The sequence below is a fragment of the Curtobacterium guangdongense genome, from assembly GCF_049341845.1.
Lineage (GTDB): Bacteria > Actinomycetota > Actinomycetes > Actinomycetales > Microbacteriaceae > Curtobacterium > Curtobacterium guangdongense.
In genome coordinates, this window is the sequence record NZ_JBMPIT010000002.1 from 156593 (window position 1) to 182229 (window position 25637).

Consider the following 25637-nt stretch of genomic DNA (forward strand, 5'->3'; position numbering starts at 1 on the left):
GCGCGTCAGATCTTGGTGTGGCCGAACTCGTCCACACCGGTCTCGTGCGTGCGGGTGGCCTCGAACTTGTTCGAGTGACGGTACGCGACGTCACGGAAGGACCACGTGACGAACCCGAGGAGCGTGAAGAACGCTGCGGCCACGACCGGGAAGATGAACGCTGGGACCGACGAGGCGTGCTCGGCGGCTTCTGCGAGGAGGGTCATGCTGCGGTGCTCCGATCGGTCGAGGAAGACTGCGGACCAGTCTAGCCGCGGATCTGACCCTGTCCGCGCACGACCCACTTCGTGCTCGTCAGTTCCGGCAGCCCCATCGGCCCGCGGGCGTGCAGCTTCTGCGTCGAGATGCCCACCTCGGCGCCGAAGCCGAACTCCCCGCCGTCGGTGAACCGTGTCGACGCGTTCACCATCACCACGGCGGAGTCGACGGCCGCGATGAACCGCTCGGCGGTGTCGACGTCGTTCGTCACGATCGACTCGGTGTGGTGCGTCGACCACTTCGCGATGTGCGCCATCGCGCCGTCGACGTCGGGCACGACCCGGATCGAGAGGTCGAGGTCCATCGACTCCGTCGCCCAGTCGACGTCCGTCGCCCGGAGCACACCGGGAACGATCGCACGGGTCTCCTCGTCGCCGCGCAGGGTCACCCCCGCCGCGCGCAGCCGGCCCGCGAGGGTCGGCAGGAGGCGTTCCGCCGCACCTCGGTGGACGAGCAGGGTCTCGAGCGCGTTGCACACGCTCGGACGCTGCACCTTGCTGTTGAGGACGATGTCCACCGACCGTTCGAGCGGTGCGGACTCGTCCAGGTAGACGTGCACGACACCGGCACCGGTCTCGATCACCGGCACCTGCGATTCGGTCACGACCGTCTGGATGAGCGAGGCGCTCCCCCGCGGGATGAGGACGTCGACGAGCCCACGGGCGCGCATCAGCTCCGTGGCACCCTGCCGCCCGAACTCGTCGATGGTCTGCACGAGGTCGCGCGGCAACCCGACCGACTCCACGGCGTCCTGGATGCGCGCGACGAGCACGGCGTTGGTGCGCTGCGCCGCGGATCCGCCCCGCAGGACGACGGCGTTGCCGCTCTTCAACGCCAGGCTCGCGATGTCCACGGTGACGTTGGGACGCGCTTCGTAGATCGCGCCGACGACGCCGAACGGCACGCGCACCTGCGTCAGCTGCAGCCCGTTCGGCAGCACCGAGCCCCGGACCGACTGCCCGACCGGGTCGGTGAGTCCGACGACGTGTTCGACCGCCGCCGCGAGGGCCTCGATGCGGGCCGGGTCGAGTCGCAGCCGGTCGAGCAGCCCGCCGGTCAGGCCGGATTCCTCACCGGCGACCAGGTCTCCGTGGTTCGCCGCGACGATCTCGTCGGTCGCGGCACGGACCGCGACGGCGATCGCGCGGAGCGCCGCGTCCTTCACCGCAGTGGTGGCGGTCGCCAGCGACGCCGCCGCTGCGCGGGACGCGACGAGCTTGTCCGAGAGGGTCGGTGCGGGTGCGGTCAACGACATGGCTCGATTGTAGGTCGGGCCCGCGCCCGATGACGGCGGACGGGATGACGGCGGACGCCGGCCGCGATGACGGCGGACGCGAGCCGACGGGACCGGTCGAGCCGAGCCTCCAGTCCGGGTGTCCGGACCGACTCAGGGACGCGGCGCCGCGTGGAACCAGGTGCCCACGTGCTCGCCGGCCAGCGCCTGCGCGACCAGCGCGGTGTCGGTGACCAGGACACTCGTCCCGGCCTCCGCTGCGAGCCGGGCGGCGGCGACCTTCGTCCCCGCTCCCCCGGTGCCGACGCCCGCCGCGCCGACGGACCCGAACGTGACCCCGGCGAGCTCGTCGCCGAAGGGGACCTCGTCGATCCGCTCGGCACCGGGCTGCTCGGGGGGCCGCGTGTACAGCGCCTCGATGTCGGAGAGCAGCACGAGGGCGTCCGCGCCGAGCAGCCGTGCGACGAGGGCTGCGAGACGGTCGTTGTCGCCGAAGCGGATCTCGTGGGTGGCCACGGTGTCGTTCTCGTTGACGATCGGCAGCACCCGGAGCGCCAGCAACCGGTCGATGGCCCGCTGCGCGTTCACACGGTGGGTCGGGTTCTGCAGGTCACCCGCGGTGAGGAGGATCTGCGCCGCGACGACACCGTGCCGGTCGAGCTGCTGCTGGTACCGGAACATGAGCACGTTCTGCCCGGTCGCCGCAGCTGCCTGCTGGGTGGCGAGGTCCTCGGGACGCCCCTCGAGCCCGAGGAACGGGAAGCCCGTCGCGATCGCACCCGATGACACGAGCACCACCTCGGTGCCCCGTCCGTACGCCGCGGCGAGGGCGTCGACGAGCGCACCGATCTGCCCGGTGTTCGGACCGCTGACCGACGACGACCCGACCTTGACCACGATCCGTCGAGCGCGCGGGATGTCCTCGCGCGACGTGACGGGGCCGAAGGCGGTCTGGTCGGTCGTGTCGGTCATGTGCTGGTCAGTCCTCGTCCGCAGGGTCCTCGTCCGCCCACAGCCCGGACTTGCGCTCCGACTCGAGCTCGGCGCGGGCGGCGGCCTTGGCGTCCATGCGCTCGAAGTACTCCTCGCGGCGCTGGTTGCGGGTCGGACGCATGTTCATGTCGACACGGGCATCCGTTCCACGGGCGCTCGTGATGAGCTCGGCGGTCGACGTGAGCGTCGGCTCCCAGTCGAAGATCATCCCGCCCTCGCCACCGATGACGACGGTGGACCCGGCGACGGCTCCGGCCTTGAAGAGGCCGTCTTCGACACCGAGCTTCGCGAGCCGGTCGGCCAGGTAGCCGATCGCCTCTTCGTTGGTGAAGTCGGTCTGCTGGATCCAGCGCTCCGGCTTCGTGCCGCGGACGCGGTAGAAGCGGTGCTCCTCGCCGCCCTCGGCCCGGACGGTGAAGCCACCCTTGGCGTCGACGGCCCTCGGGCGGATGACGATGCGCTCCTGGACCGGCTCGGCCGAGGCGGTGGCCCTGGCCTGCTCGACGATGTCGGCGAGGGCGAACGTCAGCTCGCGGAGACCCTGGTGCGACGCGGTCGAGATCGAGAAGACGCGGTAGCCGCGCGCTTCGAGTTCGGGCGTGACGAATGCAGCGAGCTCCGCGGCGTCGGGCACGTCGACCTTGTTGAGCGCGACGAGCTGGGGGCGTTCGGCGAGCGGGACCTGTCCCTCGGGCACCGGGTAGCGCTCGAGCTCGCCGAGGAGCACGTCGAGGTCGCTGATCGGGTCGCGACCGGGGTCGAGCGTGGCACAGTCGATGACGTGCAGGAGCACCTCGCAGCGCTCCACGTGGCGGAGGAACTCCAGGCCGAGGCCCTTGCCCTCCGACGCGCCTTCGATCAGGCCGGGGACGTCGGCGACGGTGAAGCGGACCTCACCGGACTCGACGACCCCGAGGTTCGGGGTGAGGGTCGTGAACGGGTAGTCCGCGATCTTCGGCTTCGCGGCGGACACCGCGGCGATGAGCGAGGACTTGCCGGCACTCGGGTACCCGACGAGTGCGACGTCGGCGATCGTCTTGAGCTCGAGCCGGACGTCGCAGGACTCCCCCTCGGTCCCGAGGAGCGCGAACCCCGGCGCCTTGCGCTTCGTCGTCGCGAGTGCGGCGTTGCCGAGGCCACCCTGACCGCCCTGGGCCACGACGACGCGCATCCCGGGCTCGGTCATGTCGGCGAGCAGGTCGCCGTTCTCCTCGAAGACGACGGTGCCGACGGGCACGGGCAGCTCGAGGACCTCGCCGGAGATGCCGCTGCGCATGTCGCCCATGCCCGGCTGCCCGTTGCGGCTGGAGCGATGCGGTGAGCGGTGGTACCCGAGCAGCGTCGTCACCTGCGGGTCGGCCACGAGGACGATGTCGCCGCCGTCGCCGCCGTTCCCACCGTCGGGCCCGGCCAGCGGCTTGAACTTCTCGCGACGAACGGACACGCAGCCGTTGCCGCCGTTCCCCGCGCTGAGGTGCAGGATCACGTCGTCGACGAACGTCGCCATCGGTTGTTCACACTTTCGTAGAAATGGGAAGGAGGGGCAGGCACTCGGCCTGCCCCTCCTCCTGAGACTTGCGTCGTCGTCCGCTCACGCGGGGACGATGTCGTCAGCAGCGCTTGTAGTGGGTACTACGCGTTGACGATGTTGATGACCTTGCGGCCACCCTTGGTGCCGAACTCGACCGAGCCGGCGGCCAGGGCGAACAGCGTGTCGTCGCCACCGCGGCCGACGTTGGCGCCCGGGTGGAAGTGCGTGCCGCGCTGGCGGACGATGATCTCGCCGGCGTTGACGACCTCGCCACCGAAGCGCTTCACGCCGAGGCGCTGTGCGTTCGAGTCGCGACCGTTGCGAGTGGAACTCGCACCCTTCTTGTGTGCCATGAGGAGACTCCCTTACGCGATCTTGGTGATCTTGACGCGGGTCAGCTCAGCGCGGAAACCCTGGCGCTTCTTGTACCCGGTCTTGTTCTTGAACTTCTGGATGACGACCTTCTTGCCGCGGAGGTCCTCGAGCACCTCGGCGGTCACGGTCACCTTGGCCAGGTCGGTCGCGGCGGAGGTGATGTTGTCACCGTCCACGAGGAGCACGGGCGCGAGCTCGATGTTGCCCTTGTCATCGGCCTTGGCGCGATCGATGGTGAGGATCGTGCCGACCTCGACCTTCTCCTGACGGCCGCCGGCGCGCACTACTGCGTAAACCACGTGGAAATCCTTACGTAACTCTGCTTGAGGGAAGTCTCGGGTGCCCAGGCGCGATCTGCCCAGTCGGACTGGGGATCGACGACACAGGCAGAACCGCCCGTTGACACCAGGGATCGAGAATACTCGATGGCCATGGGTCCGGTCAAACGGCGACACACGTAGTCTGTCGGAGTGACCGTGTTGATCGACCCACCGACGTGGCCCGCACACGAAACCGTGTGGTCGCACCTCGTCAGTGACCTATCGTACGCGGAACTCCACGAGTTCGCTGCACGGGCAGGTGTTCCGCGGCGTGCGTTCGACCACGACCACTACGACGTGCCGCTCGCGCGGTACGACGAACTCGTGGCGCTCGGAGCGACGCCCGTCACCGGCCGCGAGCTGGTGCTGCGGCTCATCAAGAGCGGGCTGCGGGTCGCGCAGCGGGACAAGCGCGTCTTCTAGACCGCGCTGGCGCGCCGGCCTGGAGGCTCGGTGCGCGTCCGGCGGCTCGGTCGCGTCCGGCGGCTCGGTCGCGCCTGTCCCGTGGTCGCGTCGGCAGCGGTCAGCGTGCGGGCGGTGGGGCCCACGGGTTCGACGGCGGCTGCTGGCCGTACGGCTGCGCTTGCGGGTACGGCTGGCCCTGCTGCGGGGCCGCCTGCTGCGGGGGCTGCGGGGCCGCCTGCTGCGGGGGCCGCGGAGCGAACGACGACGGCTGCGGGGGCTGCACCGTCGCGGGCGGGACCGCGTCCGCAGGGCGCACGGTGCCCGGCATGCCCGCGTGCGGCCCAGGCCGCGCGCCACGCGGACGCCCGAGCCAGAGCCACGCCACGGTCGCCGTCGCGAGGAGCATCGCCGTGAGCGGCACACCGCGCTGCAGCGGCGCCGTGACGACGTCGACGACCAGACGTCCGGGACCGGCGGCGATCGTCCCGTACGCGCCCGTGAAGACGCCGACGAGCGCGAGCGCCACGGTGCCGGCCGCCCCGCCGAGCACGGCACGGAGGAGCACCACGGGCAGCGGACTCCGACGGGTGATCGGGGTGAGGAACGCGAGCCCGAGGAACGCCCCCGCGTAGAACGGGAACGGACTGAGGAACACCCCCGTCGCGAAGCTCAGGATGACGCTCTGCCCGCCGTACGACTGGAACGGGCTGACGGTGATGCTCGTGCCGATCAGGCCGATGAGTCCCGAGATCGCCTGGATCGCGATGAGCCCGACCACCGCGATCGCCGCACCGGCGACCGTGGCCGCCGAGGCACCGGGCGCGAAGGCCCTGGTCGGGTCCCCCGCACGCCGCGGCGGACGCGGCGGTGCGGAGGGCCCCGCACCGTGGAGATGGCCACCAGCGGGCTGCTGGGGTGGCAGCGGCGGCTGGTGCTGCTGCCACCCGGCGCCGTAGTACCCGCGATCGTTCTGCGGACGCTGCTCGGGGTTCGTCACCGTCAGTTCCCCAGGATCACGGTGCCGTCGTCGGTCGTGCCCTCGTCGGCGGTGGCCGGCGCGCTGATGCTGCCCGACGACACCCGACGCGAGCGAGCGCGCCCCTGACCCGGCTGCTTCGGCTCGGGCAGCGCCTGCAGCACCGAATCGAGCAGGGAGTCGGCGTCGGGGGCCTTGCGCGGCTCGCGCTTGGTGACCGCGACGGGGATGTCGAGGATCGCGACGGTGGTGTCCGCCGGCGTCACGGGCGCCGAGGACGACACCCGCCGACGGGTCGGCGCGCTCTCCTTCGGCGCCTCGACGACGGGCGCCACGGGAGCAGCCGGCGCATCAGCGACGGAGGCGGACGGATCGGCCGGAGCGGTCGACCCGGCGGCCGGGATCGTCAGCACGCCGTCGGTGGACGCCGGGGCGGTCTGCTCGGAACTCGCGCGGCCACCACGACGGCGACGACGCTTCGGGCCACCCGAGGACTCACCCTCGGTCGACTCGGCTGCGGGAGCGACGACGGGCGACACCGGTGACTCGGAGGGAGCCGAGGCCGGCGACGTGGGCGAGGCCACGCCGGTGACGGCGGGCTCGTCGTGCGGGATGGTCGACGCGGCGATCCGGGACAGCGCGTTCTTGACGTCGTCGGTGATCTGGTGCGCCTGCGACGACTTCTGGTCGTGCGACCCGTTGCCGTTCGACCCGTTGCCCGACCCGCCGTTGCCGCCGTTGCCGCCGTTGCCCGAGGTGCCACCCGAGCCGCTCCGGCCCTTGCGACGACCCTTCGAGGGACCGGGGTCGGCGTTGTTGTCGTTCACCTGCGCGTTGACCTCGGCGAGGGACTCGCGGAGCCCGACGCCGATCTTCTTGCGGGTCATCTGCACGAGGCCCAGCGAGGTGACCTCGGCGACCTGGTGCTTCGTGCGGTCGCGGCTCAGGCACTCGATGAGTCGACGCAGCACGAGGTCGCGGTTCGACTCGAGCACCATGTCGATGAAGTCGACGACGATGATGCCGCCGATGTCGCGCAGGCGGAGCTGGCGGACGATCTCCTCGGCGGCCTCGAGGTTGTTCTTCGTGACGGTCTCCTCGAGGTTGCCCCCCGAGCCGACGAACTTGCCCGTGTTGACGTCGACGACCGTCATGGCCTCGGTCCGGTCGATGACGAGCGACCCACCGGACGGCAGCCAGACCTTGCGGTCGAGCGCCTTCTCGATCTGCTCGTTGAGACGGTGCTCCTCGAAGGAGTCGGGGCCGTCGTAGAGCTCGACGCGGTCCTTGAGGTCCGGCGCCACGGCGTCGAGGTACTCCTCGATGGTCTCGCGCGCCGAGTCGCCGTCGATGATCAGCTTCGTGAAGTCCTCGTTGAAGACGTCACGCACGATCTTGACGAGCAGGTCCGGCTCCGAGTGCAGCATGACCGGGGCGTGCCCGTTCGCCACCTTCTTCTGGATGGCCTCCCACTGCGCGGTGAGGCGCTGCACGTCGCGGGTGAGCTGCTCCTCGGTGGCGCCCTCGGCAGCGGTCCGGACGATGACGCCCGCGTGCTCCGGCAGCACCTCCTTGAGGATCTTCTTGAGGCGCGCACGCTCGGTGTCCGGGAGCTTCCGCGAGATGCCGTTCATCGAGCCGTTCGGCACGTACACGAGGTAGCGGCCGGGCAGCGAGACCTGGCTCGTCAGACGGGCGCCCTTGTGGCCGACGGGGTCCTTCGTGACCTGCACGAGGACCTTGTCGCCCGGCTTGAGCGCGGCTTCGATGCGCCGGCCGTGGTTGCCGGTCTCGACGGAGTTCCAGTCCACCTCGCCGGCGTAGAGCACGGCGTTGCGTCCACGGCCGATGTCGACGAACGCGGCCTCCATCGAGGGCAGCACGTTCTGGACCTTGCCGAGGTACACGTTGCCGATGAGCGACACGTTGTGCGACTTGGTGACGTAGTGCTCGGCGAGGACGTTGTCCTCGATGACGCCGATCTCGATCTTCTGCGCGGAGGAGCGCACGATCATCTGCCGGTCGACGCTCTCACGGCGGGCGAGGAACTCGTCCTCGGTCACGACCTGACGACGACGTCCGGCATCACGGCCGTCGCGGCGGCGCTGCTTCTTCGCCTCGAGACGGGTGGAGCCCTTCACCTTCTGCGGCTCGGTGATGTACTCGACCTCGCGGCGGCGGGGCTCCTGGTGGTCGCGCGGCTCGCGCGGCTCACGGTCGGCGCTCGAGCCACGACGACGGGTGCGGCGGCGGCTGCCACCGCCCTGCTCGTCGCGGTCGTCCTCGTCGTCCCAGCGGTCGTCCCGCTCGGGGCGCGCCGCTCGCTGCGGGAGCTCCGGCAGGACCGGGGCGTGGAAGATCAGGCTGAGCGTCGACGTCGCCTTCGGCACGACCGGCTCCGCGGCCTGCTCGGCCACCGGTTCCTCCGGCTGCTCGGCGACGACCGCGGACGCGTCCGTGTCGTCGGCGCCGGACTCCGCGACCGCAGCCGCCTCGGCCTCCGCCGCGACCACCGGCAGGTCGCCGGTGAGCGTGCTGACGTCGTGCGCGTCCGTCGTACCGGTGACGACCGAGACCTCGACCGACACCTCGCTGGTGGCGTCCGTCGCAGCGTCGGTCACCTCGGGACGGGAGGCGGTGCTCGCCTCCGTCACGGGCGTCGCGTCCGCCGCGGCGTCCGTCCCGGGACCGGTGCCGGTCTGCGCGACTGGTTCGGTGCCCGAGACGGCGACCGTCTCGACCGCGTCGGTCGACGGCTGGGCGCCACCACGGGCCTCCAGGCTGCCGGCCGACCGTGCGCGGCGGCCGCCGAACAGGCGGCCCCGTCGCTTCGGTGCGCTCTCGTCGTTGTTCGTGTTGTTCTCGTTCTGCTCCACCATGTGCTGGTGCACTCCTCGACCCCGCCCTCACCCCGAGGGGCGGCGGGAATTCTGTAGTTGTGGCGGGCGGCGACCACGCCACCCGCACTCGCTGGGTTCGTGACCGTCCGGCGCCGACATCTTCATGCGGTCCGCGCACGATCCGTGCGGAGCACCCGGCTTCGCACGGCTCGGCGTCGGAGTGACGCGTCGTCCGGTCACGGCACGCTCTCACCGTGCCTGATCGTCCGGGCATGCGCCCGGAAAGCTCTCGTCGTCACGCGGATCGGCCGCGTGACCTCCCCATCATCGCACGCGAGGCCCGGGAAGGCGCAGACCGCCATGTCATGATGTCGGCGTGAGCACGACTGCACCCACCACCCGTCGTCCGGTCGCGATGGCGATCCTGCTGCTCGTCACGGGGGCGGTGGGGCTGTACGGGGCCTTCGCGCTCACGATCGACGAGTTCAAGAAGTACGCGAACCCGGACACGGTCCTGTCGTGTGACGTGAACCCGTTCATCAGCTGCTCCGACGTGATGGCGAGCTGGCAGGGGCACCTCCTCGGGTTCCCGAACCCCCTGCTCGGGCTGATGGGCTTCGTCGCACCGATCGCGGTGGCCGTGGTGATGCTCGCCGGGTTCCGCGGCTCGCGGTGGTTCTGGGTCGCGTTCAACGCCGGGGTGTTCCTGGCCTGGGTCTTCGTCACCTGGCTCTTCACGCAGACGGTGTGGTTCATCGGCGCGCTCTGCCCGTGGTGCATGCTCGTGTGGTCGATGACCATCCCGATGTTCTGGGTCTTCACGATCTGGAACATGTCCCGCGGCACGTTCGGTCCCGGAGCACGCCGCGTCGGCAAGGCGCTGCTGCCCTTCTGCTGGGCGTTCCCACTGGCGAACTACCTGCTCATCGTCGTCGTGATCATCATCAAGTTCCCGACGGTGCTGTCGATCTTCTGATCCCATCGCACTCGGTGACACGTCACCTGATTCCTGGACTCTTCTCAGCCAGGGCGACCCTCGGGCGCGTCGGCAGCCGTTACGCTCGTTCTCGATGAGCGACAACGAGAGCAAGAAGGCTCGCAGGAACGCGGCCCGGGAGCGCGCCGCCGCCCAGCGCGCGAAGGAGAAGGCCCGCAAGCGCCGCAACAAGACGCTGACGATCAGCGGCATCATCGTCGGCTCCCTCGCCGTCATCGCCGTCGTCGTGCTGGTCATCGCCAACTCGATCCAGCCGGCGGGCCCCGGGCCCAAGAACATGGCGAGCGACGGCATCGTGCTGCAGGGGCAGAACGGCAAGATCGTCCCGGTCACCACCAAGGGCATCCCCGAGGGCGGCAAGCCGACGGCCACCAAGCAGGACGACTCGGTCGCGAACATCACCGTGTACGAGGACTACATGTGCCCGATCTGCAACCAGTTCGAGACCGGCAACATGAGCCAGATCAAGCAGTGGGTGAAGAGCGGTTCCGCCACCCTCGAGGTGCACCCGTTCAACCTGCTCGACCGGTCCTCGCTCGGCTCCAAGTACTCCACGCGCTCGGCTGCAGCGGCGGCGTGTGTCGCGAACTACGACCCCGACGCCTTCCTCGACGTGAACACCGCGTTCTACGAGAACCAGCCGTCCGAGGGCACCCGCGGCCTGACGAACGCCAAGCTCGCCGACATCGCGAAGAAGGCCGGCGCGACGAACAAGAACGTCGCCTCCTGCATCACCGACCAGAAGTTCGCCGGGTGGGTCGCCGACGCCACCAACCGTGCCCTGACCCAGCCGCTCGCGAACTCGAGCCTCGACAAGCTCACCGGCACCCCGACGGTGATCGTCAACGGCAAGCAGTACAACGCGACCGGTACGAACGCCTGGACCGACGCCGACGCCTTCGCCGCGTTCGTCGAGCAGAACGGCGGCGCCGTCAAGAACTAGGCGGCACCATGCAGAACGGCCCCGCACTCCCGGAGTGCGGGGCCGTTCTGCATGTGCGGGGCTCCGGCTGCCCGCTCATGGGGCGATCGAGGGAACAGAAAACGTCGGGTGCCCAGGGGCAACCCGACGTTTTCTGTTCCCTCGAAGGAGGGCGCGCGCATGCGCGGAAGGCTCAGGCGAACCAGAGGCCGAGCTCGCGCGCGGCGGACTCGGGGCTGTCCGAGCCGTGCACGAGGTTCTGCTGCACCTTGAGTCCCCAGTCACGACCGAGGTCGCCACGGATGGTGCCCGGCGCAGCCGAGGTCGGGTCGGTGGTGCCGGCGAGCGAGCGGAAGCCCGCGATCGCACCGTTGCCGGCGACGCGCACGGCGACGACGGGCCCGGACTGCATGAACTCCACGAGCGGCTCGAAGAACGGCTTGCCCTGGTGCTCCTCGTAGTGCGCGTCGAGCAGGTCACGCGGCGCCGTCAGCATCTTCAGGTCGACGATCTCGTAGCCCTTGGCCTCGATCCGGCGGAGGATCTCACCGGTGAGCTGGCGGGCGACGCCGTCGGGCTTGACGAGGACGAGGGTCTCTTCGAAGTCGGACACGCAGTACTCCCTGGGGTTCGGGGGTGGATGTGGTCAGTCCTCGGCCGCGGCGCGCCGGGCGGCGTTCATCCGGTCGAGCTGTCCGCCCTTGACGAAGCAGAACACCCACAGGACCAGGAACACCAGGCCCACGACGAACATGAACGGTTCGATGAAGCCGGTGGCGAGGATGGCCGCCTGGAGCAGCCATCCGAACCATACACCGGCACGGGTGCCCGTCATCCGCGACGCGAGCGCCAGGATGATCATCGCGCCGATGCCGCCGCCGAAGGCCCATCCGGCGGGCAGGGTGTGCTTGCCGAAGACGACGAGCATCGGGAAGAAGAACATGATCGCCTCGAGGATCAATGCGATCGAGGTGAGGCTCTCCTGCGCGCCGCGTTCGCGACGCGGTCGCCTGGCCGGCCGGGAGGCTCGGGGCGCGTCCGTCACTTCGCCTCGCTTTCCTGGTGCACCAGGTCCATGACCGCACCCACCATCACGATGGAGCCGGCGACGAGCACCATGGCGTCCTCGGCCTCCGCCTCGTCCGCCAGGTTGCGCGCTTCCTGCAGGGCCTGGGCGAGGGCGGGCTCGACGACCACGCGGTCGTTGCCGACCTCGTCCACGACGACCCGGGCGAACTCGTCGGCGTCGAGCGCCCGCTCCCCCGGCGGCTGCGTGACGACGAAGGCCTGGATCGTGTCCTTGAGCGCCCGGACGAAGCCGCGGGCGTCCTTGTCGGCGAGGATGCCGACGACGCCGACGACGTGCCCGGACGGGAACGCGACGGGCAGCGCCTCGGCCAGCGCCTTGGCGCCGTGCGGGTTGTGCGCCGCGTCGACGACGACGGTCGGGTCCTGGGCGATCGGCTGGAGTCGGCCCGGGCTCGTGGCGCCGGCGAGCCCCTCGGAGAGGACGTCCTCGTCGAGCGGCTGCGAACCGCGGCCGATGAACGACTCGACCGCGGCGATCGCCACGGCGGCGTTGTGCGCCTGGTACCCGCCGAAGAGCGGGACGAACAGGTCGTCGTAGCGCCCGGCGATGCCCTGCACCGTGATGAGCTGGCCGCCGACCGCCGGGGTCACGTCGACGACGCTGAACCCGGTTCCTTCGACGGCGAGCGTGGACTCGGTGAGCTCGGCTGCCCGCTCGAGCTCGGCGAGCGCCTCCGGCACCTGCGCGCTCGACACGACGGCGGAGGACGGCTTGACGATCCCCGACTTCGTGCGGGCGATCTCGGCAACGGTGTTGCCGAGCTGCTTGGCGTGGTCGATCGCGATCGGGGTGAACACCGCGACCTGGCTCTGCACGACGTTCGTGGAGTCCCACTCGCCGCCCATGCCGACCTCGATCACGGCGACGTCGACCGGCGCCTCGGCGAAGCACGCCAGCGCGAGCACGGTCAGCGCCTCGAAGAACGTCAGCGGGAGTTCGCCCTTGTCGGTGAGCTCCTTGTCGGTCATCTCGAGGATGGGCACGATGTCGTCCCAGTTCTCCACGAACCGGTCGGCGGCGATCGGGGCGCCGTCGATGACGATGCGCTCCCGGATCGACACCAGGTGCGGGCTCGTCATGAGCCCGGTGCGGAGTCCGTGCGCGCGGACGATGCTCTCCGTCATCCGAGCCGTCGACGTCTTGCCGTTCGTGCCCGTGATGTGGATGACCGGGTACGCGAGGTGCGGGTCACCGAGGAGCTCGACGGCACGACGGGTCGCGGTGAGTCGGTGCTCGGGCGACTGCTCGCCGATCCGGGCGTACAGGGCGGCCTCGACGCGCTTGACCTCGTCGTCGTCACCCCCGTACGGCACCACCTCGGTGGGATCGGCGTCGCCGGCCGGCCCCACCGGGATCTCGATGCCGTCCGGTGTGGGGCCGCCTGGTTCGAAGTCGTCGTAGTCGCTCATGCGCGTGCCACCTCCACGGACACCTTCGCACCGTCGCCGACCTCGGTGCCCTCGCCCTCGGCGAACGCGGTCTCGGCGAGGTCGACCGTCGTCGCGAGGGTCTCCCCCGCGATGAGGTCCTGGTGGGTCCGCACGGCGTCGGCAGCCACGCCGTCGACACCGAGCGTCAGGACGATGCGGTCACTGACGTCGAGGTCGGCCTCGCGGCGGGCCTGCTGGACGGCACGGACGACGTCGCGGGCCAGTCCCTCGGCCTCGAGCTCCGGGGTGGTCACGGTGTCGAGCACCACGAAGCCGCCCCCGTCGAGGAACGCCACCGCGGTCGACTCGTCGGCCACGGTGAGGTCGAGCGTGTACTCGCCCTCGACCAGGTCGATCCCGCCGACGGTGACGCCGGACTCGGTCGCGACCCAGTCGCCCTTCTTGGCGGCCGGGATGACCTGCTGCACCTGCTTGCCGATGCGGGGACCGGCGGCGCGGGCGTTGACGGTGAGCTTCCGTTCGATGCCGTACTGCGCGAGGGACTCCTCCGCCTGCGGCTCGAGGACGACCCGCTTGACGTTGAGCTCGTCGCGGAGGATGTCCACGAACGGCTCGACGGCAGCGGTGTCCGGCACCACGAGCGTCAGCGTCGCGAGGGGCAGCCGGACGCGCTTGCCGGTGGCCTTGCGGAGCGCCAGGCCCTTCGACGCGACGTCGCGGACGCGGTCCATCGCGGCGACGAGGGCGTCGTCCGCGGGGAACTCGGACGCGTCCGGGAAGTCCGCCAGGTGCACGCTGCGACCACCGGTCAGGCCCTTCCAGACCTCCTCGGTGACGAGGGGTGCGAGCGGGGCGGCGACCCGGGCGAGCGTCTCGAGCACGGTGTACAGCGTGTCGAACGCGGCCTTGGCGGACTCCGACGACTCGGCGCCGAGCCAGAACTTGTCCCGCGAGCGCCGGACGTACCAGTTCGTCAGCACGTCGGCGAAGTCGCGGATGGCCTGCGCCGCGAGCGGGGTGTCGAGCCCGTCGAGGTGCTTCGTGACGTCGGTCACGAGCACCCGGGTCTTCGCGAGCAGGTAGCGGTCGAGCACGTCCGTCGAGTCCGCCCGGCGTGATGCCTGGTAGCCGTCGGTGCCCGACGCGTTCGAGTACAGCGTGAAGAAGTAGTACGTCGACCAGAACGGCAGCAGGAACTCGCGGACCCCCTGGCGAATGCCCTCCTCGGTGACGACGAGGTTGCCGCCGCGGATCACCGACGACGACATCAGGAACCAGCGCATCGCGTCGGCGCCGTCACGGTCGAACACCTCGGAGACGTCCGGGTAGTTCCGGAGCGACTTCGACATCTTCTGCCCGTCGGAGCCGAGGACGATGCCGTGGCTGATCACGTTCGTGAACGCGGGACGGTCGAACAGCGCCGTCGACAGCGCGTGCATGACGTAGAACCAGCCGCGCGTCTGCCCGATGTACTCGACGATGAAGTCCGCCGGGTTGTGGGTGTCGAACCACTCGCGGTTCTCGAACGGGTAGTGCACCTGGGCGTACGGCATCGACCCGGAGTCGAACCACACGTCGAACACGTCGCTGATGCGGCGCATCGTGGACGCACCCGTCGGGTCGTCCGGGTTCGGGCGCGTGAGGTCGTCGATGAACGGGCGGTGCAGGTCGACCTCGCCGTCGCCGTTCACCGGCAGCCGGCCGAAGTCGCGCTCGATCTCCTCGAGCGAGCCGTAGACGTCCTGCCGCGGGTACGCCGGGTCGTCGGAGACCCACACCGGGATCGGTGTGCCGAAGTAGCGGTTGCGGGACACCGACCAGTCGATGGCGTTCCCGACCCACTTGCCGAACTGGCCGTCCTTGATGTTCTCCGGGACCCAGGTGATGTCCTGGTTCAGCTCGCCCATCCGGTCGCGGAACTCGGTGACGCGGACGAACCACGACGAGACGGCCTTGTAGATGAGCGGCTTGCGGCAGCGCCAGCAGTGCGGGTAGCTGTGCTCGTAGGACGCCTGGCGCAGCAGCCGTCCGGCGTCGCGCACGGCCTTCGTCAGCGGCTTGTTCGCGTCCGACCAGAGCTGGCCGGCGACGAGCGGGAACTGGGACGTGAAGACGCCGCCCTCGTCGAGGGACAGCACGACGGGGATGCCGGCAGCGGCGCAGACCACCTGGTCGTCGGCGCCGTACGCGGGGGCCTGGTGCACGATGCCGGTGCCCTCACCGGTCTCGACGTAGTCGGCGACGAGGATCTGCCAGGCGTGCTCCATGCCCTCGGCGTTGGCGAGGTCGTCGAAGAGGCGCTCGTACCGGACGCCGTCGAGCTCGGAGCCCTGCAGCTCGCGCGTGACGGCCGCGACAGCGGCCTCCGGCGACTCGTAGCCGAGGTCCTTCGCGTAGGCGGCCACGGTGTCCGAGGCGAGCATGTACTGGACGGAACCGGCGTCGCTGCCGTCAGCTGAGCCTCCCGGCCCTGCCGGCAGCACCACGTACGTGACCGCAGGCCCGACGGCCAACGCGGCGTTCGTCGGGAGCGTCCACGGGGTCGTCGTCCAGGCGAGGGCGCGGACGCCCGTCAGACCCAGCGAGTCAGCGCGGTCCCCGTGCAACGGGAACGACACCGTGACGGACTGGTCCTGGCGCATCTGGTAGACGTCGTCGTCCATGCGGAGCTCGTGGTTCGACAGCGGCGTCTGGTCGTTCCAGCAGTACGGCAGGACCCGGAAGCCCTCGTACGCGAGTCCTTTGTCCCAGAGCTGCTTCCACGCCCAGAGGACGCTCTCCATGTACGTGACGTCGAGCGTCTTGTAGTCGTCCTCGAAGTCGACCCAGCGCGCCTGACGGGTGACGTACTCCTGCCACTCGTCGGTGTACTGCAGCACGGACTTCCTGGCGGCGGCGTTGAAGACGTCGACGCCCATCTCGTCGATCTCGTGCTTCTCGGTGATGCCGAGCTGGCGCATCGCCTCGAGCTCGGCGGGGAGCCCGTGGGTGTCCCAGCCGAACCGGCGGTGCACCTGCTTGCCGCGCATCGTCTGGTAGCGCGGGAAGACGTCCTTGGCGTACCCGGTCAGCAGGTGCCCGTAGTGCGGCAGGCCGTTGGCGAACGGCGGGCCGTCGTAGAAGACCCACTCGTCGCAGCCGTCGCGCTGGTCGATCGATGCCTGGAAGGTGTCGTCGCCCTTCCAGAAGGCGAGGATGCCCTGCTCGACGGCGGGGAAGCTCGGGGACGGGGTGACGCCGGCGGCGGCGTCCGCATCGCGGTTCAGTGGGTATCGCACCGGTTGCTCCTGTGGGTTCGGTTGCTCTCCACGAGGACGGAGCACGCTCCGCGGTACCACCTCGCTTGCCGTCCGGGACACCGGATCGGCCGCTCGTCGTCGGGGATGGTGACGGTCCCGAACCCGCCCGGCTCTACTGACGGGCCGCAACGTGTGCGTCCCGCGTTCTTCCGGAAGCTCCCCGGTGATGGCCGGATCAACGCCTGTTGGACCCGAGTCTACCCAACGGGAGCATGCTGGACGAATGCCCTCGTCTGATCAGCAGGACCGCCCCGAGTCCCTGCTCACCGTCGTCATCGCGTTCGGCGCGAACCTGCTCGTCGCCATCGCCAAGTCGATCGCCGCACTCCTGTCCGGGTCCGCGTCGATGGTGGCCGAGGCGGCGCACTCGTGGGCCGACACCGGGAACGAGATCTTCCTGCTCATCGCCGAGCGGCGGGGAGCCAAGAAGCGGGACACGGCCCACCCGCTCGGGTACGGGCGCGAGACCTACATCTGGTCGATGTTCGCCGCGTTCGGGCTGTTCACCGCGGGCGCCATCGTGTCGATCTACCACGGCATCTCCGAGCTGGGCGAGACCGGGCCGGCCGAGGACGTCGCCCTGAACTACATCGTGCTGGCCGTGTCGTTCTGCCTCGAGGGCACGAGCTTCCTGCAGGCCTACCGCCAGGCGCACGGTGCCGCGACGAAGCGCCGGGTGCCGGTGCTGCGGCACGTGCTGCAGTCATCGAACCCCACGCTCCGAGCGGTGTTCGCCGAGGACGCCGCCGCGCTCGTCGGCCTCGTCATCGCCTTCCTCGGGGTCTTCCTGCACCAGGTCACCGGGCTGGCGATCTTCGACGCGATCGGCTCGATCGCGGTCGGCATCCTGCTCGGCGTCGTCGCGGTGATCCTCATCGACCGCAACCGCCGGTTCCTGGTCGGGGAGAGCACCTCGCCCGAGCTGGAGAACGCGGTGCTGGTCGAGCTGCTCTCCCGGAAGCAGATCGAACGGGTGACGTACCTGCACCTGGAGTTCGTCGGGCCGTCCCGGGTCTACCTCGTCGCGGCGATCGACCTGACCGGCAACGAAGACGAGTCGCACGTGGCGGTGCGGTTGCGCGACGTCGAGAAGTCACTCGAGGACAGCCAGTACATCGAGGAAGCGGTCCTGACCCTGAGCCTGCCCGGCGACGAGTCCCTGGTGCCGACCGACGCCGAGGTCCCCGACGTCGTGCGTGACGGCACCGCGGAGGACGTCGCGGCCGGCGGCGCTGGCACGCTCCGCACCGACTGACGACCCCGCGGCTGGCTCGACGTTTCGGGCTCAGCGACAGTTCACGCAGCGCCGGGCGCGTGAGTTGTCGCTCAGCGCGAAAGCACGCGACACCGCCGCCGCCCGCTCAGCGCGCGTCGAGGCCAGCCGCGACCGGCGTCAGCGCCGCGCCGACGTACTCCACGAGGGGCCGGCGAGCCACCCCGTCCGCGACCCACACCCCGAAGGCAGCGGCGGCGGCCCCGAGCATCGCGCCGGCGACGGTCTGCGGCCAGAGCGACCCCGCGTACTCCCCCGTGCGCCGGGCGACGAACGCCGCGACGGCCGCGTGCTGCGCCATCACCCGAGCCGCGACGCTGCCGACGAGCTCCGGCCCGATGCCCATCACCTCGGCCTGCGCGATCGCCCACGGCACCCGCTCGGGATCGTGCGCCCGGGCAGCGGCGAGCAACGCGCTCTCCACCGCGCGCACCGGGGACGGGTCGTCCGACGACGCCAGCAACGCGGGCAGCGCCCCGACCGCGGCGTCGAGCTCGAGCCACATCACGTCGGACTTCGCCGGGAAGTAGTTGAAGAACGTCGCGCGGCTCACCCCGGCGCGTGCGGCGATCTGGTCGACGGTGGTCCGGCCGTAGCCCTGCTCCAGGAACAGCTCGGCGGCGGCGTCCGCGAGCACCTCGGCGCTCGAGCGTCGCGGCCGTCCCCCACGGCGGATCGGTTCGTCCATGGGGTCCAGTAAACAACTAGACTCATCGAGCCATGATCTTGGACCCAGTACAGAAAACCCGAAGGATCGGTGCCCTCGCCGGTGCCGCCGCCGTCCTCCTCGCGCTGACCGCCTGCACGGGGTCCGGCACGAGCACCGCGGACGCCACGCCGAAGAACGGCGGCACGCTGACCTACGCCTCCGGCGACGCGGAGCCCACCTGCCTCGACCCGCACGTCGGCGGCAACTACCCGCAGGCGCTGCTGGCGAGCCAGTACATCGAGGAGCTCGTCGGGCTCGACGACGGCAAGCCCACACCGGCCCTCGCGACGAAGTGGACCACGAGCGACGACGGCAAGACCCTGACGTTCACGCTGCGCCAGGGTGTGTCGTTCACCGACGGCACCCCGTTCGACGCGGCCGCCGTGGTGCGGAACATCCAGCACGTGCAGGACCCGACGACGGCGTCGAGCACGGGCTACCTCGCACTGCAGTCCATCCAGAAGGCCACGGCCACCGACGACCACACCGTGACGCTGTCGCTCAGCCGTCCGGACAGCGCGCTGCTCGAGTCCTTCTCGCAGGCGTGGGTCGGCATGGAGTCCCCGAAGGCGCTCGACCGCCCCCAGAAGGAGAACTGCGAGTCCCCCGTCGGCACCGGCCCGTTCGCGATCACGAACTGGAAGCACGGCGACCGCGTGACGTTGGAGCAGAACAAGGACTACTGGGGGACGACCAAGCCCCGCCTCGACGGCATCTCCTGGCGCTTCATCCCGGACTCCACGTCCCGCTACGCGGCGCTGCAGTCCGGCCAGGTCGACGTCATCGACAACGCGCAGCCCGACCAGCTCAAGGCGGCATCGTCGAAGGCCGCCATCCGCGACCTCGACGCACCCCGACCCGGCGCCTCGAACCGACTCGAACTGAACTCGGGCCACGGCGTCTTCCAGGACGAAGCCGTGCGCAAGGCGTTCATCGCCGGTGCCGAGATCGACCCGGGCATCCAGAGCCTGTTCCTCGGCACCGCGAAGCGCTCCTACTCGGTGCTGTCGAGCGTCGAACCGTTCGCCTACTCCGACAAGAGCCTGTTCCGCTACCAGCCCGCGACGGCGAAGCGACTCCTCGACGACGCCGGCTGGAAGGTCGGCTCGGACGGCATCCGCGAGAAGGACGGCAAGCAGCTGACCGTCACGTTCCCGGTGTCGACGAACCAGTCGGTCCCCGCCGAGCGGAGCCTGTTTCAGCAGATCCAGGCGTCGGAGGCGAAGGTCGGCATCAAGGTGCAGCTGCAGGAGCTCGACCTGTCGAGCTGGTACGCAGCGCTCGCGAAAAACCAGTACGACGTGGTCAGCGCCCCGTACACGAAGGTCGGGCCGGACGTCCTGCGGATCCTCTACGACTCCGCGAGCATCACGCCCGCGCCGTCTGGGTACTTCGCGAACCTCGCGCAGCTCGACGAGCCGGAGCTCGACTCGCTGCTCCAGCGAGCCGCCGAGACCTCGGATCAGAGCACCCGCGCGGACCTCTACGAGCAGGCCCAGAAGCGCATCCTCGAGAGCCGCACGGTGCTCCCCCTCTACGACCAGCAGAACCACTTCCTGTACCGCTCGAGCGTCCACGGCATCCGCACCACCCCGGTGTCGACCCCGTGGTTCGGCTCGGCCTGGATCGCGGACTGATCCGGACAGGAGGCACGGCATGCGTCGCGCAGGCCTGATCCGGCCCGGCGGCGGCTCGGCTCCGGCGCGGTGGTCGCGCTGGGTGCTCCGCCGTGCGCTGGGCGGCATCGGCGTGCTCTGGGCCGTCGCGACGATCGTCTTCGTCGCGATCCGGCTCATCCCGGGCGACCCCGCGCTCGCGATCCTCGGTGGTCCCGGGTCGCAGGCATCGGCGGCCGCGGTCGACCAGGTCCGCCACGACTACGGCTTCGACCGACCCGTCATCGTGCAGTACGCGGTGTTCCTCGGGCGCCTGGCGACGGGGCAGCTCGGCGACTCGTACGCGTTCCGCACTCCGGTGGCCACGTTGCTCGGGCAACAGCTCCCCGTGACGCTGACCCTGGCGGTCGCCGGGCTCGTCGTCGCCTGGGCGCTCGCGATCGTCGCCGCGTGGTGGTCGACCCAGCGCGGCCGGTTCGCCGCGGGCCTGACCTCGGCCCTGAGCGTCACCGCCAGCGTGACCCCGCACTTCTGGCTCGGCAGCGTGCTCATCGTCGTCTTCGCCAGCAGCCTCGGGTGGTTCCCGGCGGTGAGCGACGGCACCGTGCGCGGATGGGTGCTGCCCGTCGTCACGGTGGCCGTCCCCGTCGCCGGGTACCTCGCCGAGACCATCCGCGACGGGGTCGTCGACGCCCAGCGGTCGGCGTTCGCGCTCGCCGCACGCGGGCGGGGCGAGACCCGCGCGGGCGTGTTCGGTCGGCACCTGCTCCGGCATGCGGCGCTCCCGGGGATCGCGCTGTCCGCCTGGGCCTTCGGGTCGCTGGTGTCCGGGGCCGTCGTCGTCGAGTCGGTGTTCGCGCTGCCCGGCATCGGGCGAGCCCTGGTGACCGCGGTCACGCAGCGGGACATGCCCCTCGTCGTCGGCATCGCGATGGTCTCGGCGCTGGCGTACGTCGTCGTGCTCGCCGTGGCCGACGTCGTCGAGCGCATCGTCGATCCCCGCGGCGCCTCCGGTCCGCCGAGATCGCACTCCGCGTCGGAACCCCGCGTGGGGAGGCGACACGGAGTGCGATCTCAGCCGCAGGCCGGGACGCACCACGAGGCGGAGGCGCGATGAGCGGGATCGCCGATCCGAGCCTCCAGGCCGACGCGCAGCGGGATGACGCGGCCCCTCGGTCCGAGCGAGTCCGTGGGGGGACGCTCGGGCCGGCGGGGATCCTGGCGGCCGCCGTGGTGGCGCTCGCCGTCGTCGCTTCGGTGTGGCCGGCGCTGCTCGGGGGCGGCGACCCGCTCGCCGTGCACCCCGCACAGGCACTCCAGGCTCCGAGTTGGTCGAGTCCGTTCGGCACCGACGAGTCCGGGCGCGACGTCCTGGCGCGGGTCGTCGCCGGGACCAGGGCGAGCCTCGTGGTCGGGGTCGTCGCCACGCTCGTCGGCGGTGGCCTCGGCGTGGTGCTCGGTGTGGCGGCGGGCCTCGGCGGCCGGGTCGTCGATGCCGTCATCGGGCGGATCACCGAGGTCGCGTTCGCGCTCCCGCTGCTCCTCGTCGCGCTGGTCGTCATCGCCGTGACCGGTCCCGGCCCGGTGCCCGCGATGCTCGCCGTCGGGTTCGCCACGGCACCCGGGTACGCCCGGATCGTCCGAGGCCTGGTCCGATCGGCACGGTCCTCGCAGGTCGTCGAGACCGCCGTGCTGCTCGGGCGCTCCCCCGCGCGCGTGATCGTGCGGCACGTGCTGCCTGCGGCGCTCTGGCCGGTCGTCGCGGTCGGGACGCTCGGCATCGGGCAGGCCATCGTGTGGGCCTCGGCGCTCAGCTACCTCGGCGTCGGCACGCCACCGCCCGCTCCGGAGTGGGGCGCGATGCTCGCCGACGGCCGGACCTACCTGCAGACAGCGCCCTGGATGAGCACCTTCCCCGGCCTCGCGATCGTCGTGCTCGCGACCGCGGTGACGGTGCTCGGCCGGGCCATCCGACGAACGGGAGTGGTGCGATGAGCGTGTTGGGTGTCGACGGACTGTCCGTCTCGATCGGCGGCGCACCGGTCGTCCACGACGTCGCGCTGCAGGTGGACCCCGGCGAGTGCGTCGCGCTGGTCGGCGCGTCCGGCTCCGGCAAGACCGTCACCGTCCGGGCACTGCTCGGCCTGTCCGCTCCGGGCTCCGCCGTCCGCGCGGACCGGCTCGAGGTCGCCGGGTTCGACACCCGCGCGTTCTCGGAACGACGGTGGCGTGCGGTGCGCGGGTCACGGGTCGGCTACGTCGGCCAGGAGGCACTGGGCGCGTTGGACCCGCTGCGTCCCGTCGGACGCGAGGTCGGCGACGCCCTGCGGCTGCACACCGAGATGAGCGCACGCGAGCGGGTGGACGCCGTGCGCTCCGCACTCGACGCGGTGGGGCTCGACCCGGCGATCGCGTCGGAAGGCCGGCTCGCCGGGACCCTGTCCGGCGGGATGCGGCAGCGCGCGCTCATCGCCGCGGCGACCATCGGCTCGCCGGTGCTCGTCGTGGCCGACGAACCGACGACGGCGCTCGACGCAGGCGTGGCCGTCCGCGTGATGGAGCAGCTCCGGGCAGCCCAGCAGCGGGGCGCTGGACTGCTCGTCGTGACGCACGACCTGGGGCTCGTCGCCGGGTGGGCCGACCGTGTCGTGGTGATGGACGGCGGGCGGATCGTCGAGCAGGGGCCGGTGACGCACGTGCTCCGGTCGCCCACCCACCCGGTCACCCGGGCGCTCGTCGCCGCGTCGGCCGCCGGGCGGATGGCGTCACCGCGGCCGGTCGTCCCCGGTGCTGCCGCCGTGCTCGAGACGACGGACCTCCGGAAGTCGTACGACCGGGTGGACGCCGTCACGGGGGTGTCGTTCGGACTCCGTCGTGGCCGGACACTCGGTGTGGTCGGGGCCTCCGGGTCCGGCAAGACCACGCTCGTACGCATGCTGCTCGGGCTCGAGGCGCCGGACACCGGCACGGTGACGCTCGACGGTGCCCCGTGGGCTCCGCTCCCCGAGCGTGACCGACGGGCACGCCGCCACCGGGTGTCCGCCGTCGTGCAGGACCCCGGCGCCACCTTCGACGAGCGGTGGAGCGTCGAGCGGGTGCTGGCCGACGCGATGTCCGGCGGCGACGCACGGCGGGCGTCCGGTTCGCTCGACGCCCGCGTCGACGAGGCCTTGCGGCAGGTCGACCTCGACCCCGCCGTCCGCGGTCGGTCGCCGCTGACGCTGTCCGGCGGGCAACGGCAGCGGCTGGCGATCGCCCGGGCGCTGGCGACCGGGCCGGACGTGCTCGTGCTCGACGAACCCGTCACGGCACTCGATGCCACGGTGCAGGACGCCGTGATGGGGCTCCTCGAACGGCTCCGCGACGAGACCGGTGTCGCGATGGTGTTCGTGTCGCACGACCTCCGTGCGGTGCGGCGCATCGCGGACGACGTCCTGGTGATGCACGACGGTGCCGCGGTGGAGCACGGCCCGGCCGCCGAGGTGTTCGCACGCCCGACGCACGCCGTGACCGCGGGGCTCGTCCGTGCCGCCGAGCGGCTGTCGGCCGGCCCGAGGTCCGCCGCCGCGTAGCCCGGGTCTGGTCGGTGGCTGGCCGGCGGGCGGGTCTGTCCCGCGAAAGCGACAGTGTCCCGGCGGAAACCGCCGGGACACTGTCGCTTTGGCCCACGGGCGGAGAGCCGCCCACACGGATCAGGAGCCGGACGGCGCCTTGTCCGTGTCGGCCGAGATGATCGGGATCTCGCTGGTCGAGAACTCCTTGGCCCAGTCGGACTGCGCGAAGTCGGACGACGGGTCGTTGTACTCGTCGATGACCTGCGCGACCTCCTCCTCCGAGGCCACCGTCGGGCCGGAGCCCATGAGCGGCGTCGACGCGGTCTCCTTCGTGAAGTACACCGCGACCAGGCCGATGACGGCGGCCGCCATCAGGTAGAACGCCGGGATGTCCTCGGCCCAGCCGAAGCCGGCGTCCTTCGCGCTGTTGATGAGCGCGGCGGTCGCGAGCGGGGTGGTGCCACCGAACAGCGAGACGGACACGTTGAAGGCGATCGCCAGCGCGCCGTAGCGGATGATCGTCGGGAAGAGCGCGGGGAGCGTCGAGGGCATCGTCGAGGTGAAGGTCACGAGCACCACGCCGAGGATGAGCAGCCCGAAGAACACGCCGACACCGGTCCCGGACTGCACGAGCTGCAGCGCCGGCCACGAGAACAGGAAGAAGCCGATGCAGCCCGCGGCGAGCACGGGACGACGGCCGAACCGGTCGGACAGGCGACCCCCGAACGTGATGACGACCATCATCAGGATCATCACGATGACGATGAGGATCAGACCGAAGGTGGCGTTCTGGCCGAGGTTCTGCTCGAGGTAGGTCGGCATGTACGACAGCAGCATGTAGTCGGACACGTTGAAGACCAGCACCAGGCCGATGCAGACGATGAGCGCGCGCCAGTTGGTGGCGAAGAGCTTGAGGAACGGCGTCTTCTGCGACTCGCGCTCGGCGGCCTGCTCCTGCTGCTTCTGGAAGGCCGGGGTCTCCTCGAGCTTCAGGCGCAGGTACAGCCCGATCAGGCCGAGCGGGCCGGCGACGATGAACGGGATGCGCCAGCCCCAGCTGAGCAGGGCGTCCTCGGACAGGCCGAACTGCAGGCCGGTCACGATCGAGGCACCGAGCACGTACCCGGCCAGGGTGCCGAACTCCAGCCACGACCCCATGAACCCGCGGCGCTTGTCCGGGGAGTACTCGGCGATGAACGTCGCGGCGCCGCCGTACTCGCCACCGGTCGAGAAGCCCTGCACGAAGCGCGCGACGAGCAGCAGGACGGGCGCCCAGAAGCCGATCGTGTCGTACGACGGGATCAGGCCGATCATCAGCGTGCCCGCGGCCATCAGGATCATCGTCAGGGCGAGGACCTTCTGCCGGCCGATCTTGTCGCCGATCGGGCCGAAGACGGCACCACCGATCGGGCGGACGATGAACGCGGCGGCGAAGAACCCGAAGGTGGCGACGATGTTCGCCGCGGGGTCACCCTGCGGCAGGAAGACATTCGAGATGGTGACGGTGAGGTAGGCGAAGATACCGAAGTCGAACCACTCCATCGCGTTGCCGAGTGCGGCTGCGGCGACGGCGCGCTTGAGGAGCGACTCCTCGACGACGGTGACGTCGTCCGTGGTCAGCTTCCGGCGAGCGCGCTTCGCAGCGCCCTTCGTGCGCAGCGGCCGATCGCCGTGCGACTGGGGTGCGTTGTTCGGTGTCAAGGGTGTTCCTCCGGTGTGCTGAGCGTCCTTCGGGGGTCCGACGGGACGGCGACGTTGCAGCTCCTACGAGCTCGCGCTCGCCGGACAAACCCCGACAGACTAACAGCTTCGGGACTTGTCCGCGAGGGGGCCGCGTGGTAGGCGTGCTGCTCG

The 25637-nt window shown here is 70.8% G+C and carries 22 protein-coding genes; 8 read left to right on the forward strand and 14 right to left on the reverse strand.

Annotated features, from left to right (window positions below; genetic code table 11):
* Positions 1-5: 5 nt before the first annotated feature.
* The 6 genes from ACO0E1_RS03165 to rplU form a co-directional block, all read right to left on the reverse strand.
* Complete coding sequence (locus tag ACO0E1_RS03165) at positions 6-206, reverse strand: hypothetical protein (RefSeq protein WP_422872861.1); 201 nt, start codon at positions 204-206, stop codon at positions 6-8.
* A gap of 41 nt (positions 207-247) precedes the next feature.
* The gene (locus ACO0E1_RS03170) at positions 248-1513 is read right to left on the reverse strand and encodes a glutamate-5-semialdehyde dehydrogenase (RefSeq protein WP_422872862.1); all 1266 of its coding nucleotides are present in this window, start codon (positions 1511-1513) and stop codon (positions 248-250) included.
* Between the two features lie 132 nt (positions 1514-1645).
* A complete protein-coding gene (gene proB, locus ACO0E1_RS03175; RefSeq protein ID WP_422872863.1) occupies positions 1646-2464 on the reverse strand; it encodes a glutamate 5-kinase in 819 nt (272 codons plus the stop codon).
* 7 nt (positions 2465-2471) lie between these two features.
* Complete coding sequence (gene obgE, locus ACO0E1_RS03180; protein ID WP_422872864.1) at positions 2472-3992, reverse strand: GTPase ObgE; 1521 nt, start codon at positions 3990-3992, stop codon at positions 2472-2474.
* Between the two features lie 125 nt (positions 3993-4117).
* Positions 4118-4369: a 50S ribosomal protein L27 gene (gene rpmA / locus ACO0E1_RS03185; RefSeq protein ID WP_071298800.1), complete on the reverse strand. Its 252-nt coding sequence runs from the start codon at positions 4367-4369 to the stop codon at positions 4118-4120.
* 12 nt (positions 4370-4381) lie between these two features.
* Entirely contained in the window at positions 4382-4690 is a 309-nt protein-coding gene (rplU, locus tag ACO0E1_RS03190; RefSeq protein WP_281267383.1) for a 50S ribosomal protein L21, read from the reverse strand.
* 171 nt (positions 4691-4861) lie between these two features.
* On the opposite strand from rplU, the gene ACO0E1_RS03195 reads away from it, so the two are divergent.
* The gene (locus ACO0E1_RS03195; RefSeq protein ID WP_422872865.1) at positions 4862-5134 is read left to right on the forward strand and encodes a DUF4031 domain-containing protein; all 273 of its coding nucleotides are present in this window, start codon (positions 4862-4864) and stop codon (positions 5132-5134) included.
* A 100-nt stretch (positions 5135-5234) separates the two neighbouring features.
* Here the strand turns inward: ACO0E1_RS03195 and ACO0E1_RS03200 are convergent, their stop codons facing one another.
* Together ACO0E1_RS03200 and ACO0E1_RS03205 are read right to left on the reverse strand one after the other, a co-directional pair.
* Positions 5235-6113, reverse strand: coding sequence for a hypothetical protein (locus ACO0E1_RS03200; RefSeq protein ID WP_422872866.1), 879 nt, complete (start codon positions 6111-6113; stop codon positions 5235-5237).
* A gap of 2 nt (positions 6114-6115) precedes the next feature.
* Entirely contained in the window at positions 6116-8971 is a 2856-nt protein-coding gene (locus tag ACO0E1_RS03205; protein ID WP_422872867.1) for an Rne/Rng family ribonuclease, read from the reverse strand.
* Between the two features lie 337 nt (positions 8972-9308).
* Here ACO0E1_RS03205 and ACO0E1_RS03210 point away from each other — a divergent pair, with 337 nt between their 5' ends.
* On the forward strand, positions 9309-9908 hold the full coding sequence (locus ACO0E1_RS03210) for a vitamin K epoxide reductase family protein (RefSeq protein WP_422872868.1): 600 nt from the start codon (positions 9309-9311) through the stop codon (positions 9906-9908).
* 94 nt (positions 9909-10002) lie between these two features.
* On the forward strand, positions 10003-10872 hold the full coding sequence (locus ACO0E1_RS03215) for a DsbA family protein (RefSeq protein ID WP_422872869.1): 870 nt from the start codon (positions 10003-10005) through the stop codon (positions 10870-10872).
* 172 nt (positions 10873-11044) lie between these two features.
* Here ACO0E1_RS03215 and ndk read toward each other — a convergent pair whose 3' ends face one another.
* From ndk to ileS, 4 genes are read right to left on the reverse strand one after another with little or no spacing between them, the layout of a single operon-like run.
* A complete protein-coding gene (ndk, locus tag ACO0E1_RS03220) occupies positions 11045-11464 on the reverse strand; it encodes a nucleoside-diphosphate kinase (RefSeq protein WP_243564392.1) in 420 nt (139 codons plus the stop codon).
* A 33-nt stretch (positions 11465-11497) separates the two neighbouring features.
* A complete protein-coding gene (locus ACO0E1_RS03225; RefSeq protein ID WP_422872870.1) occupies positions 11498-11896 on the reverse strand; it encodes a DUF4233 domain-containing protein in 399 nt (132 codons plus the stop codon).
* A complete protein-coding gene (locus tag ACO0E1_RS03230) occupies positions 11893-13350 on the reverse strand; it encodes a bifunctional folylpolyglutamate synthase/dihydrofolate synthase (protein WP_422872871.1) in 1458 nt (485 codons plus the stop codon). The genes ACO0E1_RS03225 and ACO0E1_RS03230 overlap by 4 nt, the downstream gene beginning before the upstream one ends.
* On the reverse strand, positions 13347-16610 hold the full coding sequence (gene ileS / locus ACO0E1_RS03235) for an isoleucine--tRNA ligase (RefSeq protein WP_422872872.1): 3264 nt from the start codon (positions 16608-16610) through the stop codon (positions 13347-13349). Before ileS ends, ACO0E1_RS03230 begins: the two co-directional genes overlap by 4 nt.
* A 244-nt stretch (positions 16611-16854) precedes the next feature.
* Here ileS and ACO0E1_RS03240 point away from each other — a divergent pair, with 244 nt between their 5' ends.
* A complete protein-coding gene (locus tag ACO0E1_RS03240) occupies positions 16855-17886 on the forward strand; it encodes a cation diffusion facilitator family transporter (protein WP_422872873.1) in 1032 nt (343 codons plus the stop codon).
* Positions 17887-17992: 106 nt separating this feature from the next.
* On the opposite strand, the gene ACO0E1_RS03245 is transcribed toward ACO0E1_RS03240, so the two are convergent.
* Complete coding sequence (locus ACO0E1_RS03245) at positions 17993-18592, reverse strand: acyl-CoA-like ligand-binding transcription factor (protein WP_422872874.1); 600 nt, start codon at positions 18590-18592, stop codon at positions 17993-17995.
* A 32-nt stretch (positions 18593-18624) separates the two neighbouring features.
* Here ACO0E1_RS03245 and ACO0E1_RS03250 point away from each other — a divergent pair, with 32 nt between their 5' ends.
* Genes ACO0E1_RS03250 through ACO0E1_RS03265 form a run of 4 tightly spaced genes read left to right on the forward strand, consistent with a single transcriptional unit; the run spans position 18625 to position 23801 of the window.
* Positions 18625-20250 carry an ABC transporter substrate-binding protein gene (locus ACO0E1_RS03250; RefSeq protein WP_422872875.1) on the forward strand — a complete coding sequence of 542 codons (1626 nt, stop codon included), beginning with the start codon at positions 18625-18627 and terminating at the stop codon, positions 20248-20250.
* Between the two features lie 19 nt (positions 20251-20269).
* Positions 20270-21346, forward strand: coding sequence for an ABC transporter permease (locus ACO0E1_RS03255; protein WP_422872876.1), 1077 nt, complete (start codon positions 20270-20272; stop codon positions 21344-21346).
* Entirely contained in the window at positions 21343-22224 is an 882-nt protein-coding gene (locus ACO0E1_RS03260) for an ABC transporter permease (RefSeq protein WP_422872877.1), read from the forward strand. Before ACO0E1_RS03255 ends, ACO0E1_RS03260 begins: the two co-directional genes overlap by 4 nt.
* Complete coding sequence (locus tag ACO0E1_RS03265) at positions 22221-23801, forward strand: ATP-binding cassette domain-containing protein (protein WP_422872878.1); 1581 nt, start codon at positions 22221-22223, stop codon at positions 23799-23801. Before ACO0E1_RS03260 ends, ACO0E1_RS03265 begins: the two co-directional genes overlap by 4 nt.
* 120 nt (positions 23802-23921) lie before the next feature.
* On the opposite strand, the gene proP is transcribed toward ACO0E1_RS03265, so the two are convergent.
* Positions 23922-25484 (reverse strand): glycine betaine/L-proline transporter ProP, encoded by a 1563-nt coding sequence (gene proP / locus ACO0E1_RS03270; RefSeq protein ID WP_422872879.1) that lies wholly within the window; start codon positions 25482-25484, stop codon positions 23922-23924.
* Between the last annotated feature and the right edge of the window lie 153 nt (positions 25485-25637).

What these genes read in the sequence shown, in the direction of transcription:
- ACO0E1_RS03165 (WP_422872861.1), bottom strand. Translation starts at nt 206, where the DNA reads ATGACCCTCCTCGCAGAAGCCGCCGAGCACGCCTCGTCGGTCCCAGCG.
- ACO0E1_RS03170 (WP_422872862.1), bottom strand. Translation starts at nt 1,513, where the DNA reads ATGTCGTTGACCGCACCCGCACCGACCCTCTCGGACAAGCTCGTCGCG.
- proB (WP_422872863.1), bottom strand. Translation starts at nt 2,464, where the DNA reads ATGACCGACACGACCGACCAGACCGCCTTCGGCCCCGTCACGTCGCGC.
- obgE (WP_422872864.1), bottom strand. Translation starts at nt 3,992, where the DNA reads ATGGCGACGTTCGTCGACGACGTGATCCTGCACCTCAGCGCGGGGAAC.
- rpmA (WP_071298800.1), bottom strand. Translation starts at nt 4,369, where the DNA reads ATGGCACACAAGAAGGGTGCGAGTTCCACTCGCAACGGTCGCGACTCG.
- ACO0E1_RS03205 (WP_422872867.1), bottom strand. Translation starts at nt 8,971, where the DNA reads ATGGTGGAGCAGAACGAGAACAACACGAACAACGACGAGAGCGCACCG.
- ACO0E1_RS03215 (WP_422872869.1), top strand. Translation starts at nt 10,003, where the DNA reads ATGAGCGACAACGAGAGCAAGAAGGCTCGCAGGAACGCGGCCCGGGAG.
- ACO0E1_RS03230 (WP_422872871.1), bottom strand. Translation starts at nt 13,350, where the DNA reads ATGAGCGACTACGACGACTTCGAACCAGGCGGCCCCACACCGGACGGC.
- ACO0E1_RS03240 (WP_422872873.1), top strand. Translation starts at nt 16,855, where the DNA reads ATGCCCTCGTCTGATCAGCAGGACCGCCCCGAGTCCCTGCTCACCGTC.
- ACO0E1_RS03245 (WP_422872874.1), bottom strand. Translation starts at nt 18,592, where the DNA reads ATGGACGAACCGATCCGCCGTGGGGGACGGCCGCGACGCTCGAGCGCC.
- ACO0E1_RS03250 (WP_422872875.1), top strand. Translation starts at nt 18,625, where the DNA reads ATGATCTTGGACCCAGTACAGAAAACCCGAAGGATCGGTGCCCTCGCC.
- ACO0E1_RS03255 (WP_422872876.1), top strand. Translation starts at nt 20,270, where the DNA reads ATGCGTCGCGCAGGCCTGATCCGGCCCGGCGGCGGCTCGGCTCCGGCG.
- ACO0E1_RS03260 (WP_422872877.1), top strand. Translation starts at nt 21,343, where the DNA reads ATGAGCGGGATCGCCGATCCGAGCCTCCAGGCCGACGCGCAGCGGGAT.
- ACO0E1_RS03265 (WP_422872878.1), top strand. Translation starts at nt 22,221, where the DNA reads ATGAGCGTGTTGGGTGTCGACGGACTGTCCGTCTCGATCGGCGGCGCA.